We start from the raw sequence: 13,162 nt of genomic DNA, 5'->3' as shown, positions 1-13,162 counted from the left end.
GGCCCGTCAGTGCCGTGTCCGAGAAACGAGTGCGCATGATCCTGACCGTCACCCCCAACCCCTCCCTCGACCGTACGTACGAGGTCCCGTCGCTCGACCGAGGCGAGGTGATCCGGGCCACCGGCGAACGCATGGACCCGGGCGGCAAGGGCGTGAACGTCTCGCGCGCGGCCGCCGCGGCGGGACGGCACACGGTCGCCGTCCTCCCGCTGGGCGGAGCGCCCGGCGCACTCGTCGCCCAGCTGCTCGACGCGCAGGGCATCGAGGTCGCGCCGGTCCCGGTCGCCGGAGCCACCCGCTCGAACATTTCGGTCGCCGAACCCGACGGCACGCTCACCAAGATCAACGCACCGGGTCCCGAACTCTCCGCCGCCGAGGCGGAACTCCTCCTGGAGACGGTCCGGCGGCACTACCGCCCCGGCAACACCGACTGGATCACCTGCTGCGGCAGCCTTCCGCGCGGGCTCGCGCCGTCCTGGTACGCCGATCTCGTCGCGCGGGCCCACGCGGCGGGCGCCCGGATCGCGCTGGACACGTCCGGCCGGGCACTGCGGGAGGCGCTGCGCGAGCGGCCCGACGTGGTGAAGCCGAACGCCGAGGAACTCGCGGAGGCCGTCGGGCGCCCGCTCGCCACGGTGGGCGACGCGGTCAAGGCGGCGGAGGAGTTGCGCGAGCAGGGCGCGCGCGCCGTGCTCGCGAGCCTGGGCGCGGACGGGCAGCTGCTGGTGGAGGAGGCGGGCGCCTGGTTCGGCAGCGCCCGCGTCGACGTCGTACGCAGCAACGTCGGAGCCGGCGACGCCTCGCTCGCCGGGTTCCTGATCGCCGGCGGCCGCGGTCCCGCCGCGCTCGCCTCCGCCGTCGCCCACGGCGCGGCCGCCGTCCAGCTCCCCGGCAGCGTGATGCCCGGACCGGCCGACCTGGACGCCTCCGCGGTGACGGTCACGACGGAGATCCCGATGGACCTTCCCCTCACGGAGCCGGTGCCATGACCGCGGTCGCCCGCCCGGCCCGTACGCCCCTGATACGGCGGGGACTCCCCTTCGCCGCCGCATCCGAACAGCGGGGCCGCCCCGGTCCCACAGCCCCCTGCACCACGGCCGCCACTTCCCTCACACCTCTCACACTCCTCACCCCTCTCACCCCCCTCACCCCTGTTCCCTCGGGGCGCAGCATCCCCGTCCCCACCCCCGCCCACGAATCCCCACGGGCGATACGCGTGCGAAGGAGCCCGCGATGAGCGAGATGATCACCGCGGACCTGGTCGACCTCGACCTGTCCGCCGATACGAAGGAAGCGGCGGCGCGCGCCCTCGCGGAACGCATGGTCGCCCTGGGCCGGGTGACCGACCTCGACGGCTTCCTCGCCGACGTGGCGGCTCGCGAGGCCCAGATGCCGACGGGCCTGGACGGCGGCATCGGCATCCCGCACTGCCGCAGCGAGCACGTCACCGAGCCGACGCTCGCGTTCGGACGCAGCGCGGAGGGCATCGACTTCGGCGCACCGGACGGACCCGCCGACCTGATCTTCCTGATCGCCGCCCCTGCGGGCGCGGACGACGCCCACCTCACCATCCTGTCGTCCCTGGCCCGTCAGCTGATGAACGCCGAGTTCACCTCCGCGCTGCGGGATGCGGACGACGCGGCGACCGCGGCGGCGCTCATCCGCGGCGAGGAGCCCCCGGCCCCCGCCGCGGCCCCCGAGACCTCCGCGACGGTGCCGAATGCGGCGGCCTCCGCAGGCACCGGCGTGGACGGCACGGCCCCGGTGCCGGGTGCGACCGTCGAGGACGGATCCGCCCCGGCGCCGGGCGCCACCGACGCGGAGGTCCAGCGGCCCTTCCGTGTCGTCGCCGTCACCTCCTGCCCCACCGGCATCGCCCACACCTACATGGCGGCGGAGTCCCTGGAGAACGCCGGCCGCGAGGCAGGCATCGAGGTCGTCGTCGAGACGCAGGGCTCGGCCGGATTCACCCGCCTCGACCCCGCGGTCATCGCCGCCGCGGACGGCGTGATCTTCGCTCACGACGTGCCGGTGCGGGACAAGGACCGCTTCGCCGGCAAACCGACCGTGGACGTCGGCGTGAAGGCGGGCATCAACAAGCCCGCCGCACTCATCGCCGAGGTGCGGGACAAGGCGGCGCGCGGTGAGGTCACCTCCGCGGCGGCCCACAGCACGCCCGTCGAGCGTGCCGGCGAGTCCGGCGAGGGCTACGGCACCAGGCTGCGCAAGTGGCTGATGTCCGGCGTCAGTTACATGGTCCCGTTCGTCGCCGCGGGCGGTCTGCTGATCGCCCTGGGCTTCGCGATCGGCGGCTACAGGATCAACAAGGCGCCCTCGGTCATGGACCACTTCCTGTGGACCCAGGCGGACAGCTGGGGAGCCCTGTTCTTCCAGATCGGCGTCGTCTCCTTCGGCTTCCTCGTGCCTGTCCTGGCCGGTTACATCGCCTACGGCATGGCCGACCGGCCAGGACTCGTGCCCGGCTTCGTCGGCGGCGCGATCTCTCTGACCATCAACGCCGGCTTCCTCGGCGGTCTGGCCGCCGGTCTCATCGCCGGTGCGGTGGTGCTCGCCATCCAGCGGGTCAGGATCCCGGCGGCCCTGCGCGGCATCATGCCGGTCGTGGTGATCCCGTTGATCTCCGCGGCGATCGTCGGATTCCTGATGTTCGTGGTGATCGGCAAGCCCATCGCCTCCGCGCAGAAGGGCATGACGGACTGGCTGAACGGCCTCACCGGCACCAACGCCATCCTCCTCGGAGCCCTCCTCGGCCTGATGATGTGCTTCGACCTCGGAGGCCCGGTCAACAAGGTCGCGTACACCTTCGCCACCGCGGGCATCGCCGTCGCGAGCCCCAGCGACTCGGCGATGAAGATCATGGCCGCGGTGATGGCGGCCGGCATGGTCCCGCCGCTCGCCATGGCCCTGGCGACGACCGTGCGCGGCAAGCTCTTCACCCAGACCGAACGCGAGAACGGCAAGGCCGCCTGGGTCCTCGGTGCCTCCTTCATCTCGGAGGGCGCGATCCCGTTCGCCGCGGCCGACCCGCTGCGCGTCATCCCCGCTTCCATGGCGGGCGGCGCGGTCACCGGTGCGCTGTCGATGGCGTTCGGCGCCACCCTGCGGGCCCCGCACGGCGGCATCTTCGTGGTCCCGCTGATCGGCAACCCGTTCCTCTACCTGATCGCCATCGCCGCGGGCGTCGGTGTGAGCGCCGCTCTGGTCGTCGTCCTCAAGGGCATGCGCAGGCAGGCTCCGGCGGGCGTCGCGGCGGGGGCCGCGGACGCTCCGATATCGGCGAAGGCCGAGACGCAGGAGCCGGTCGCGGCGTGAGGGGCGCGGCTCCTGCCCCTTTACGGCATCTGTGAGTTGTTCAAGGCATCTGCGAGATGCGTCACGGTCCGGGATCAAAGTCCCGGACCGTGGTGTCTACTGGGACGTATGCCTGAGCACGTGTCGACCTTTCAGCTGATAGGCGTGCCCCTGATCGCCCTGGCGACCGCCATCTGGATCGTCGGGCTGTCACGCTTCATGCGCCGCGCCCGCCTCCGGGACGCGATGCGGCGCGCGGACGACACGCTGCGAGCCATTCCCGAGCAGTCGCGGTCCGGCCCGGTCTCCGAGTCGGTCGAGCTCACCCCCGAGGAACACGCCGCCTTCGCGGGCCTGGTCCGCCGATTCGGCGACACCCGCCGCTAGGCGCAGCCCCGGCCCTCTGCGGCCGACACCCGCGCCCAGGCCCGGCCCCCACCTTCAGCGGCCGCCACGCGCCCATAGGCGCAGCCCCGGCCCTCTGCGGCCGACACCCGCGCCCAGGCCCGGCCTGCACCTTCAGCGGCCGAGTCGCGCCGCGCGCCGCTCCATCGCCTCGCGCGCCGCCTCCTCCGTCGGGTACACCTCGCACATGTGACGCCGGTCCGGGGTCGCCGTGTGCTCGACCTCCCACAGGGAGATCTCCCGCCCGTCCCGCAGCAGGAACGCGTGCTCGTAGAGCGAGAAGCACAGCCCCGCCCGACCGGCACGGCACGGCTTCCCGAAGGCCTGGGTGATCTGGTGCGCGAACGCCTCGCGCAGCAGCAGCGTCGACAGGTCGTCGCCCGGCCGGTCCGCGTTCTCCGCGCGCCGCAGCAGCCGGCGGACGTGGTCCGCCGAGTCGTCGGGCACATACGCGTGGCGCGGCTCGGGGATCGGCGACAGCTGCACCAGCACGGGCAGCTCGAAGTCCGGTGCGTCCGGCGGCAGCGGCAGCCGCGCGGTGGCCGCACGCAGCTCCTCCTCGTCCACGTACACCTCGTGCTGAGGGTCGCGGCCGGGGGCGGTGTTGTGCACGAGCTCCCACAGCGTGACCGCCGAACCGTCGGCGAGCAGCCATGTGTGCCGGTACGTCTCGCGATGCAGCCCCGCGCTGTGGTGCGCGGAGTGCAGCGAACTGTCTTGGGCCAGCGCGCAGTCGAGCTGCCGTATCGTCTCGTCGGGCAGTTCGAAGGAGTTCAGGGCGCGGCCCAGGAGTCGCGCGAGATGCTCCTCCGGAGACTCGGGCGACTCGGGTGGTTCGTACGCTGCTGTCTCGTACGGAACGCTCAAGGCTTCTCCCGGCGTTGCTGCATGTCACCTTGTGGGTGCATACCGTAGCCCCTCGGTCGGACATCATGTCCGTGAACCGAGAAAACGTACGGACAGAAAACGGGCGGGCCGCGCGGGGAGTTCCCGCGCGGCCCGCCCGGTCGTCAAAAGCCGCTCGTCAGAGGGCACTTCCCGCGGTCCAGGCGCTCCACGACATGTTCCAGCCGTTGAGCCCGTTGTCCGGCGCGACCGTCTTGTCGGGGGAGTTCTTGACCGTCACGACGTCCCCGATGAGGGAATTGTCGTAGAACCACTTGGCGGTCGTGTCCCCCCGCGCGCCCTGCACATCGGCAAGTCCCACGCAGCCGTGACTCGTTCCCTGCCGGCCGAAGGGCGGGTTCCCGCGGTTGTACCAGTAGTTGCCGTGGATGAACGTCCCCGACGCCGTCAGCCGCATGGCGTGCGGCACGTCCGGGATGTCGTACTCGCCGCCGTAGCCGACCGTCGAGCCGTTCATCCGGGTCTGGACGAACTTCTCGGAGATCACCATCTGCCCGTTGTACGTGGTGTGCTCCGGGCTGCCCGCCGAGATCGGCACCGACTTGAGGGTCTTGCCGCCCCGCACGACCGTCATGGTCTGCGTGCGGACGTCGACCGTGGAGACCTGGGAACGGCCGATCGTGAACGTGACGGTCTTCTTCTGCACCCCGTACACGCCGTTCGCGCCCTCGACGCCGTCCAGGTCGATCTTCATCGTGACCTTGGAGCCGGCCTTCCAGTACGTCTCGGGCCGGAAGTCGAGCCGCTGCGCCCCGAACCAGTGGCCGACGACCTGCTGGCCGCTGCTCGACGTGACCTTGATGTGCGACTGCACGGCCTTCTTGTCGCCGATCACCTTGTCGAAGGTGAACGACACGGGCATGCCGACGCCTACGGTGGAGCCGTTGTCGGGCGTGTAGGTGCCGATGAAGCTGTTGCCCGAAGACACCGTCGTGAAGATGGAGTTGGCCGCCGAGGTCCGTCCCTTCGCGTCCTTCGCGGTCGCCGAGATCTGGTACTTCGTGCCTCGCTCCAGCTGCTCCTTCGGCTTCCAGGAGCCGCCGTTCGCGGATATCGTCCCGGGCACGGCCGTCCCGGTCCCGGCCACCGTCATCTTCACGTCGGTGAGCTCGCCGTCGCTGACCTTCACCCCGGTCGCGTTGATGGACGCGCCCGTCGAGCCGTCCTGGGCCGAGATGACGATCTTCGCCGTGGACGTCCTGGTCGCGCTCTTGCCGTCCTTGCCGCTGTCGGCGTTGGCGTCGCCGCCGCATGCGGTGAGGGTGAGGGCGCCGACCATCAGGGCGGCACAGGCCCCCAGTGCGCGCCGTGTTGTCCTGTCCGGCGTTGTCACGGGCTGCTCCAGTTTCGTGTGATGCGCGGGTTCCGCTCGGTTTCGAGGACAAAGAGCGAGCGTCGACGCGTCGGGTTCCCTCCGATCGCGTCGGATGCCATCACGTGACAGAACCGGGACAATCGCCCAGCGGCGGCTCCCTGTAGAGCTCCTCGTAGGACGGCCACAGGCCGCCCGGCCCGTCCACCGGCACAGCGGCCCGTACGGCCCGCACGATCGCCCGCGTCACCAGATCCGCGCCCGCCGCGAGGATCTCGTTGAGCGCGAGGGGGTTCTCCGCGGCGAGCGGCCGGGCACCCGTGGCCAGCGCGAACACCGTGTCCCCGTCGTTCAGCAGATGCACCGGCCGCACCGCGCGCGCGATCCCGTCGTGCGCCGTGCCCGCCAGCTTCTGCGCCTGGGCGCGCGTCAGATCGGCGTCGGTGGCGACCACGGCGAGCGTCGTGTTCAGCGGGGGCGGTGCGTTCCTCGCCGCGGCCTCGGCGAGCCGCGCCCGCGCCGCCTCGTGCACCGCCGGCGAGGGGTACTCCACCCGCCGGCTCAGCAACTCCCCGTACAGCGCCCCCGTTTCCGGATCCGTCACCGATCCCGCCGCGTTCGCCACCACCAGCGCGCCCACCGTGATGCCGGACTCCAGCACGGCGCTCGCCGTGCCGACACCGCCCTTGAGCCGCCCGACCACCGCCCCGGTGCCGGCGCCCACACAACCCTCGCGCACCGGTTCGCCCGGCTCGCTCGCGTCCGCCGCCTCGACCGCGGCCCGGCCGGTGGACGCGTCGGGCCTCGCCCGGAAGTCGCCGCCGCGGCCCAGATCGAAGACGCATGCCGCCGGCACCACCGGCACCACGTGTGCCGGGTCCGTGCCCACGAGCACCCCGCGCCCCCGGTCCTCCAGCCAGGCCATCACGCCCGACGCCGAGTCCAGCCCGTACGCGCTGCCACCGGTGAGCACCACGGCTTCGACCTTCTGCACCAGATTGCGGGGGTCCAGCGCGTCGGTCTCCTTGGTGCCGGGTCCGCCGCCACGCACGTCGACGGCCGCGATCGCGCCGCCTTCCGGGGCGAGCACGACCGTCGTGCCGGTGAGCCAGCCGTCCCCGGTGCGCGTCGCGTGCCCCACCCGAAGACCCGTGACATCCGTCAGAGCGTCAACTGTCATGCGCTCAGCCTTCCCCACTCACCGGGTCATACGATCACACCACCGCACAACCACCCGGGCGCATGACCGGCCGGGGCATGACCGCCCGGGCCCCGGCTCCCACCCGTCCGCCCTCTCTCCGCCCCAACTCCGCGCGGAGACCTTCCGTGCCCCTGCCCCTTTACGCGGTCCTCGGCGTCCGTCCCACTGTCGTCCGGGCCGGCAGCACCATCCCGATCACCACCGACAGGGCCGAGACGACGCCCGCGGCGAGCACCGCCCACTCGCCCAGGAACGTGCACACGATGACCAGCAGCGCGCTGGTGGGCAGTACGAGCTGCTGCGCGATCCCCACCTTGTAGTGGCGGGAGTGCAGCGTCCAGACGGTGAGGAAGAACAGCGCCGTCGGGAGAGTCACCGCGGCGGACGCCGAGAGCGTCGAGATGTGCGCCTTGCCGACCGCCTGCTCGACCGCCACCTCCAGACCCGCGCCGATCGCGGCCGCCGACGCGAAGATCAGGTAGTGGCCGTACCCCCACAGGAACGCGTGCTTGCTGGTGCGCAGATGTCCGTGGATCGGCACCACGAAGTAGATCCACCAGGCGGAGAACACGATCAGCAGCCCGCCCACGGCGATCGGGATCAGCTCGCCCACCGCCTCGTGCTCGTCGACGGCGGACTTCACGGCGATCGTGGCCGCGGCGATCGTCTCCCCGAGCACGATGATCGTGAACAGGCCGTACCGCTCGGAGATGTGATGCGGATGCCACGACGTGTTGAAGTCCTTCTCGGCGTACACAGGGACGCACAGTTCGGCGATCACCATGACCAGGTACACCCACGGCCGGCCGGACTCCGGCAGGACCAGCAGCCCCAGCCAGCCGACCTGGCACAACAGCACTCCGCCCGCGTACCGCAGGGCCATGGTTCTCTCGGCGCCCCGCGTGGAGCGTGCGGCCCGCAACCACTGCGCGATCATGGCGAACCGCATGATCGCGTAGCCGAGCCAGACGAGCATGTAGTCGTGCTTCTCGAAGGCCTCGGACACCCCGGCCGCGAGGACGAGGACACCGGCGATCTGCACCAGGGTGACGAAGCGGTAGAGCGCGTCGTCGTTGTCGTACGCCGAGGCGAACCAGGTGAAGTTCATCCAGGCCCACCAGATCGCGAAGAAGATCATCGCGTAGTTCAGGATGCCCTCGCCGGCGTGCCCCTCGGCCACGGCGTGCACCAGCTGCATGCCCGCCTGGGCGACGGCCACGACGAAGCACAGGTCGAAGAAGAGCTCCAGCGGGGAGGCGACCCGGTGTGCCTCGTCACGGCCGCGGGCGGTCATGCGGCGCAACGGCCTGCGGCCGGAGGGCCGGGGCGGGGCTGCGGCCGGATCGGAAGCGGGGCTGGACGTCATACGGCCAAGCACAGCAGAAAAGCGCCGGAAATTCATGTGAAGACGTTCACAAGCGATCCTGGGTGCGGTGCCCCCGGCGTACCCTGATCCCATGAGTACCGCCCCCGCCCCCGAACCGCGCGATCCGAAGCCCGCGCTGGTCTTCGACGACCCACTGAGCCAGCAGTCCTCGGACGACACGGACCGTGGGTGGGGCGAGCGGGCCGAGAGCACCGGCGACAGCGCGGCCGACCTGAAGCGCTTCCTCGACGAGAAGCCGCCCCACCACATCTGAGCCCGGCCGCCGCACCACATCTGAGCCCGGCCGCCGCGCCGCAGCGGACGGCAGCCGGGGTCCGTCGTCAGTCCTGGGCGCGTCCCTGGCCGCGCTGGGCCACGAGTTCGTCGCGGATCTCCTTGAGCACCTCCAACTCGGTCACCTCGATGACCTCGTGCGTGCTCTCCTTCGCCTTCCGGCGGGCCTCCACCCGCGCCAGGTACTTGGCCATCGGCAGGACCATCAGGAAGTAGACGACGGCCGCGGTGATCACGAAGCTGAGCGTCGCGCCCAGCACCGAACCCCACAGGATCCGGACGCCCGTCGCGGTGTCCCCGCTGCCGGTGCAGGGGTCCTTGATGCACGTGCTGTAGCTGTCGAGGTTCTTCGTGCCGATCGCGCCCACCAGCGGGTTGATGATGCCCTTCACCACGGAGTTGACGATGTTGGTGAAGGCCGCGCCGATGACCACCGCGACGGCCAGGTCGACGACGTTGCCACGCATCAGGAAGGCCTTGAAGCCCTCCCAGATGCCGGGTTGCTTCTTCTCGCTCACGAGCAGGCCCCTCCGCACTGGTTGTGGAACAAACAGCTCCGCAACCTACGTCAGGCCGTGCGGGGCCTGTCCAATGGGGCAACTCCGACGTGGCACTTGACACCACATCCTCACTCATCGCAGCGTCACCGCCAGTCGTGCGCCGGCACTCGCGCCGGCCAGCCGCGCCGCCGCCGGCCGGGGGACCGAGAGGAGGACCAGTGCTCCGCTCTCGGTGGCCTCGGCCTCCGGCACCTCGGTGACGCGCGCTCCGGCCGCGACGACCCGGCCTGTGCCGTCGCCGTCCGCAGCGATCACGTCGATCAGGTCGCCAGGCCGCAGCAGACGGACCGTGGCGGCGTCCGTGATCCGCACCGGGGCCGTCACCGTGTCGGCCGCGCGATGGTCGCGCACGGGATCCGACGCGGCCGCGGACGCCGCTGCCGAAGGGGCCCGGACGGCGTCCGGTGGATGCCCCCGCGCCCGCTCGGAGTCCCGTGGGCCCGCCGCCACGAGGGCCGCCGCCGTGACCGCGAGTCCCGCGGCCAGTGCCCGCTTCCGGTGCCGCGCGAGACGCCGCAGCGCATACCGTCCGCCGCGCACGCGCACGGGGGCGAAGTGCGGAACCTCGCAGGTCGGAGGCGCGTCCGCGCCGGGCGGGCGCACGAGAAGGGAGAGTTGAGCCATGGGTGACCACCACCTGCGACGAGGGACCGGCTTGCGATCCCACGATGAGGCTTCGTGGCCGAGCCCGCCGCGCCCTGTGGACCACCCACGGGTTGTGGACAACTCGCTCACCCGAACAGGAGGTTCCACCCTTCGCGTGTCCCGCCCGTCGAGCCAGGTGTCCCCGTCGTCAAGCCGGGTGTCCCTGGCGTCGAGTCAGGTGTCCCTGGCGTCGAGCCGGGTGTCCCCGTCGTCGTGCCAGGTGTCCCCGGCGCCAAGGGCACTCCCGCACCCGCCCGGAGTGCCCCGCCCCGCGTCACGGCAGGTCGAACCCCGGGTCCATCCCGCCGAGCGCCTTCGTGCACAGGCAGTCCCGCGTCCCGTTCTCCGGCAGCCCCGCGACCGCGTCGAAGAGCACGCCCCGCAGCCGGTCCACGTTCGCCGCGAACACCTTCAGCACCTCCTCGTGCGAGACGCCCTCGCCACTCTCGGCGCCCGCGTCGAGGTCGGTGACCAGGGTCAAGGAGGTGTAGCAGAGCTCCAGTTCACGGGCGAGCGCGGCCTCCGGGTGGCCGGTCATGCCCACCACCGACCAGCCCTGCGCCTGGTGCCAGAGGGATTCGGCACGGGTGGAGAACCTCGGTCCCTCGACCACGACGAGCGTGCCGCCGTCCACCGGCTCCCAGTCCTGTCCGCGCGCGGCGTCGAGGGCCGCCTTGCGCCCGACCGGGCAGTACGGGTCTGCCAGCGACACGTGCACCACGTTCGGCACGGAGCCGCCCGGCAGCGGCATCCCGTCGAAGTACGTCTGTGCGCGCGCCTTCGTGCGGTCCACCATCTGGTCCGGCACGAGGAGGGTTCCGGGCCCGTACTCCTCGCGCAGTCCGCCGACCGCGCAGGGGCCGAGGACCTGGCGTACGCCCACGGAGCGGAGCGCCCACAGGTTGGCCCGGTAGTTGATGCGGTGCGGCGGCAGATGGTGGCCGCGGCCGTGGCGGGGGAGGAAGGCGACCCGCCGTCCGGCGATCTCGCCGAGGAACAGGGAGTCGCTGGGCGCTCCGTAGGGCGTGTCCACCTGTATCTCGGTGACGTCGTCGAGGAAGGAGTAGAAGCCCGAGCCGCCGATCACACCGATCTCGGCCCTGGCCGCGGTCTGCTCCTCGCCGGGGCGCTGTGCGTTCTCCGTGTTCGCCATGGACCGCACATTAGCCGGACGGGCGGCGTCGCAGCCGGGCCGGGGAACGCCGAAGACCCCGCCGTCGTAGGACGGCGGGGTCTCGCGGGAGAACGGGTCCGGGGCCCGACGGGGCTCCGGAAGCAGTGCAGGGCCGAGGAAGCCCGGCCGGACGGTCCGGGCAACCCGGCCGAGCCGCACGGGACGGCCGGCCCGCGGGGCGCGGCGGCAGCCGCGCCCTGGCGGACTAAGCGGCGGAGCTGCTGGACGAGCCGGTGCCCGACGACTTCGAGTCGGAGGACGACGAGGCCGTCGAGGACGACGAGGTCGACGTGGAGGAGCCGGACGCCTTCGACGACGCGGGCGAGCTGCTCGACGACGAGCCGCGGCTGTCGTTGCGGTAGAAGCCGGAGCCCTTGAAGACGATGCCGACGGCCGAGAACACCTTCTTCAGGCGGCCACCGCAGTTGGGGCACTCGGTCAGGGCGTCGTCGGTGAACTTCTGCACCGCCTCAAGGCCCTCGCCGCACTCGGTGCACTGGTACTGGTAGGTCGGCACTTGTCTTCCTCCTGGCACTCTCACTCAATGAGTGCTAACGACGGTCCATAGTGACGTATTCCGAGAGATCAGTCCACTGTCACCGGCACTCGGTGACCGACGCCACGCGCGACGGTGCGCCCCGCACCCCTGGGTGTCAGGCGTGACCGCAGGGTCACCAGGGTCGCCAGAGCCAGCACCGTACCGGCCATCGGGACCAGGAAACCGGCGCCCTCCCAGAGGCGGTCCTCCATCTGCCCGGCCACCGTGACGGCCGCGGCCTGGCCCAGCGCGACGGCGCCGGTCAGCCAGGTGAAGGCCTCGGTGCGGGCGCCCTGCGGCACCAGGCCCTCGACGAGGGTGTAGCCGGTGATCAGGGCCGGTGCGATGCACATGCCCACGAGCAGGCCGATCCCGGCGAGCACGACCACGGAGTGGGCCGTCCACAGGCCGGAGGCGGTCAGCGCCAGGGCCGCGTACCCGACGACGAGACGCCGCTGCGGCGCCGCCTTCCACGCGATGGCGCCGCAGACGATGCCGGAGAGCATGTTGCCCGCGGCGAAGACGCCGTACAGGACGCCGTTGAGGCCGGGCTCGCCGATCGACTCGCTGAACGCGGCCAGGGAGACCTGCATGCCGCCGAAGACGGAGCCGATGCCCAGGAAGGTCACGATCAGCACCCGCACGCCGGGGACGCGCAGGGCGGAGACGTGCTCCACGCGCGCGTGCCCGCCGGTCGCGACGGCCGGCTGCGTGCTCCTCTGCGCGGCGAACAGCAGACCGCCGACCAGGGTCAGCGAGGCCTCGGTCAGCAGCCCCGCGGCGGGGTCCACGGCCGTGCACAGCGCCGTGGCGAGCAGCGGGCCGAACACGAAGGTCAGCTCGTCCGTGACGGACTCGAAGGCCGCCGCCGTGGTCATCAAGGGGGAGTCCTGGAGCTTCGCGCCCCAGCGGGCCCGCACCATGGGACCGATCTGCGGCACCGAGGCACCGGTCGGCACGGCGGCGGCGAACAGCACCCACAGGGGCGCGTCGGCGAGCGCGAGGGCCGTCAGGGAGAAGCCTGCCAACGCGTGCACCAGGACGCCGGGCAGCAGGACGGCCCGCTGTCCGTGGCGGTCGGCGAGACGGCCCGTGAAGGGCGCGAACAACGCCATGGAGACACCGGTGACGGCGGCCACGGCGCCGGCGCTTCCGTACGAGCCGGTGGTGTGCTGCACGAGCAGCACGATGGAGATGGTCAGCATCGCGAACGGCTGACGTGCGGCGAAGCCGGGGAGCAGGAACGTCCAGGCGCCGCGGGTGCGCAGCAGCTGTCCGTATCCGGGGCGGGAGGTGACCGTGGATGCCACGGCCCGTGCCTTTCTGCCACCTGGTAGCGCGACCCGTCGCGGCGTGCTCGCCTCCGGGGTGCCGGGGCCGGTGCCGGGCGGTGATTCGCGCGGGCCCTCGGACTCGCGCGCTCACGCCCTGGACTCCGGCGCTCCCCTT

General features: G+C 71.9%; 13 protein-coding genes. 4 read left to right on the top strand and 9 right to left on the bottom strand.

Going from position 1 to position 13,162, the window contains the following annotated elements; genetic code table 11:
• Positions 1-35 precede the first annotated feature (35 nt).
• The 3 genes from pfkB (at position 36) to ABEB03_RS11940 (ending at position 3,699) form a co-directional block, all read left to right on the top strand.
• Positions 36-989, top strand: coding sequence for a 1-phosphofructokinase (pfkB, locus tag ABEB03_RS11950; RefSeq protein WP_345646993.1), 954 nt, complete (start codon positions 36-38; stop codon positions 987-989).
• A 244-nt stretch (positions 990-1,233) separates the two neighbouring features.
• Positions 1,234-3,333 carry a PTS fructose transporter subunit IIABC gene (locus ABEB03_RS11945; protein WP_345646098.1) on the top strand — a complete coding sequence of 700 codons (2,100 nt, stop codon included), beginning with the start codon at positions 1,234-1,236 and terminating at the stop codon, positions 3,331-3,333.
• A 108-nt stretch (positions 3,334-3,441) separates the two neighbouring features.
• On the top strand, positions 3,442-3,699 hold the full coding sequence (locus tag ABEB03_RS11940) for a hypothetical protein (protein ID WP_345646095.1): 258 nt from the start codon (positions 3,442-3,444) through the stop codon (positions 3,697-3,699).
• Positions 3,700-3,831: 132 nt separating this feature from the next.
• Here ABEB03_RS11940 and ABEB03_RS11935 read toward each other — a convergent pair whose 3' ends face one another.
• The 4 genes from ABEB03_RS11935 to ABEB03_RS11920 form a co-directional block, all read right to left on the bottom strand.
• Positions 3,832-4,584, bottom strand: a complete 753-nt coding sequence (locus ABEB03_RS11935; protein ID WP_345646092.1) for a DUF6227 family protein — start codon at positions 4,582-4,584, stop codon at positions 3,832-3,834.
• A gap of 157 nt (positions 4,585-4,741) precedes the next feature.
• Positions 4,742-5,956 carry a L,D-transpeptidase gene (locus ABEB03_RS11930; RefSeq protein ID WP_345646089.1) on the bottom strand — a complete coding sequence of 405 codons (1,215 nt, stop codon included), beginning with the start codon at positions 5,954-5,956 and terminating at the stop codon, positions 4,742-4,744.
• 100 nt (positions 5,957-6,056) lie between these two features.
• Complete coding sequence (locus tag ABEB03_RS11925; RefSeq protein ID WP_345646086.1) at positions 6,057-7,115, bottom strand: P1 family peptidase; 1,059 nt, start codon at positions 7,113-7,115, stop codon at positions 6,057-6,059.
• 160 nt (positions 7,116-7,275) lie between these two features.
• Positions 7,276-8,502, bottom strand: coding sequence for a low temperature requirement protein A (locus tag ABEB03_RS11920; RefSeq protein ID WP_345646082.1), 1,227 nt, complete (start codon positions 8,500-8,502; stop codon positions 7,276-7,278).
• 91 nt (positions 8,503-8,593) lie between these two features.
• On the opposite strand from ABEB03_RS11920, the gene ABEB03_RS11915 reads away from it, so the two are divergent.
• Complete coding sequence (locus ABEB03_RS11915) at positions 8,594-8,776, top strand: hypothetical protein (RefSeq protein WP_345646077.1); 183 nt, start codon at positions 8,594-8,596, stop codon at positions 8,774-8,776.
• 67 nt (positions 8,777-8,843) lie between these two features.
• Here the strand turns inward: ABEB03_RS11915 and mscL are convergent, their stop codons facing one another.
• The 5 genes from mscL to ABEB03_RS11890 all read right to left on the bottom strand — a co-directional run bounded on the left by mscL (position 8,844) and on the right by ABEB03_RS11890 (position 13,023).
• Positions 8,844-9,314: a large conductance mechanosensitive channel protein MscL gene (gene mscL, locus ABEB03_RS11910; protein WP_345646074.1), complete on the bottom strand. Its 471-nt coding sequence runs from the start codon at positions 9,312-9,314 to the stop codon at positions 8,844-8,846.
• A 114-nt stretch (positions 9,315-9,428) separates the two neighbouring features.
• The gene (locus ABEB03_RS11905) at positions 9,429-9,980 is read right to left on the bottom strand and encodes a hypothetical protein (protein ID WP_345646071.1); all 552 of its coding nucleotides are present in this window, start codon (positions 9,978-9,980) and stop codon (positions 9,429-9,431) included.
• Between the two features lie 295 nt (positions 9,981-10,275).
• Positions 10,276-11,154, bottom strand: a complete 879-nt coding sequence (locus tag ABEB03_RS11900) for an S-methyl-5'-thioadenosine phosphorylase (RefSeq protein WP_345646069.1) — start codon at positions 11,152-11,154, stop codon at positions 10,276-10,278.
• Positions 11,155-11,380: 226 nt separating this feature from the next.
• A complete protein-coding gene (locus ABEB03_RS11895; protein WP_345646064.1) occupies positions 11,381-11,692 on the bottom strand; it encodes an FmdB family zinc ribbon protein in 312 nt (103 codons plus the stop codon).
• Positions 11,693-11,760: 68 nt separating this feature from the next.
• Positions 11,761-13,023: an MFS transporter gene (locus ABEB03_RS11890; protein WP_345646061.1), complete on the bottom strand. Its 1,263-nt coding sequence runs from the start codon at positions 13,021-13,023 to the stop codon at positions 11,761-11,763.
• Between the last annotated feature and the right edge of the window lie 139 nt (positions 13,024-13,162).

Source organism: Streptomyces siamensis (assembly GCF_039543605.1).
Lineage (GTDB): Bacteria > Actinomycetota > Actinomycetes > Streptomycetales > Streptomycetaceae > Streptomyces > Streptomyces siamensis.
This window is presented reverse-complemented; position numbering and strand designations above follow the sequence as displayed.

Coding starts and splice junctions, on each gene's coding strand:
- pfkB (WP_345646993.1), top strand. CDS start 36: ATGATCCTGACCGTCACCCCCAACCCCTCCCTCGACCGTACGTACGAG.
- ABEB03_RS11940 (WP_345646095.1), top strand. CDS start 3,442: ATGCCTGAGCACGTGTCGACCTTTCAGCTGATAGGCGTGCCCCTGATC.
- ABEB03_RS11925 (WP_345646086.1), bottom strand. CDS start 7,115: ATGACAGTTGACGCTCTGACGGATGTCACGGGTCTTCGGGTGGGGCAC.
- ABEB03_RS11905 (WP_345646071.1), bottom strand. CDS start 9,980: ATGGCTCAACTCTCCCTTCTCGTGCGCCCGCCCGGCGCGGACGCGCCT.
- ABEB03_RS11920 (WP_345646082.1), bottom strand. CDS start 8,502: ATGACGTCCAGCCCCGCTTCCGATCCGGCCGCAGCCCCGCCCCGGCCC.
- ABEB03_RS11900 (WP_345646069.1), bottom strand. CDS start 11,154: ATGGCGAACACGGAGAACGCACAGCGCCCCGGCGAGGAGCAGACCGCG.
- ABEB03_RS11915 (WP_345646077.1), top strand. CDS start 8,594: ATGAGTACCGCCCCCGCCCCCGAACCGCGCGATCCGAAGCCCGCGCTG.
- ABEB03_RS11945 (WP_345646098.1), top strand. CDS start 1,234: ATGAGCGAGATGATCACCGCGGACCTGGTCGACCTCGACCTGTCCGCC.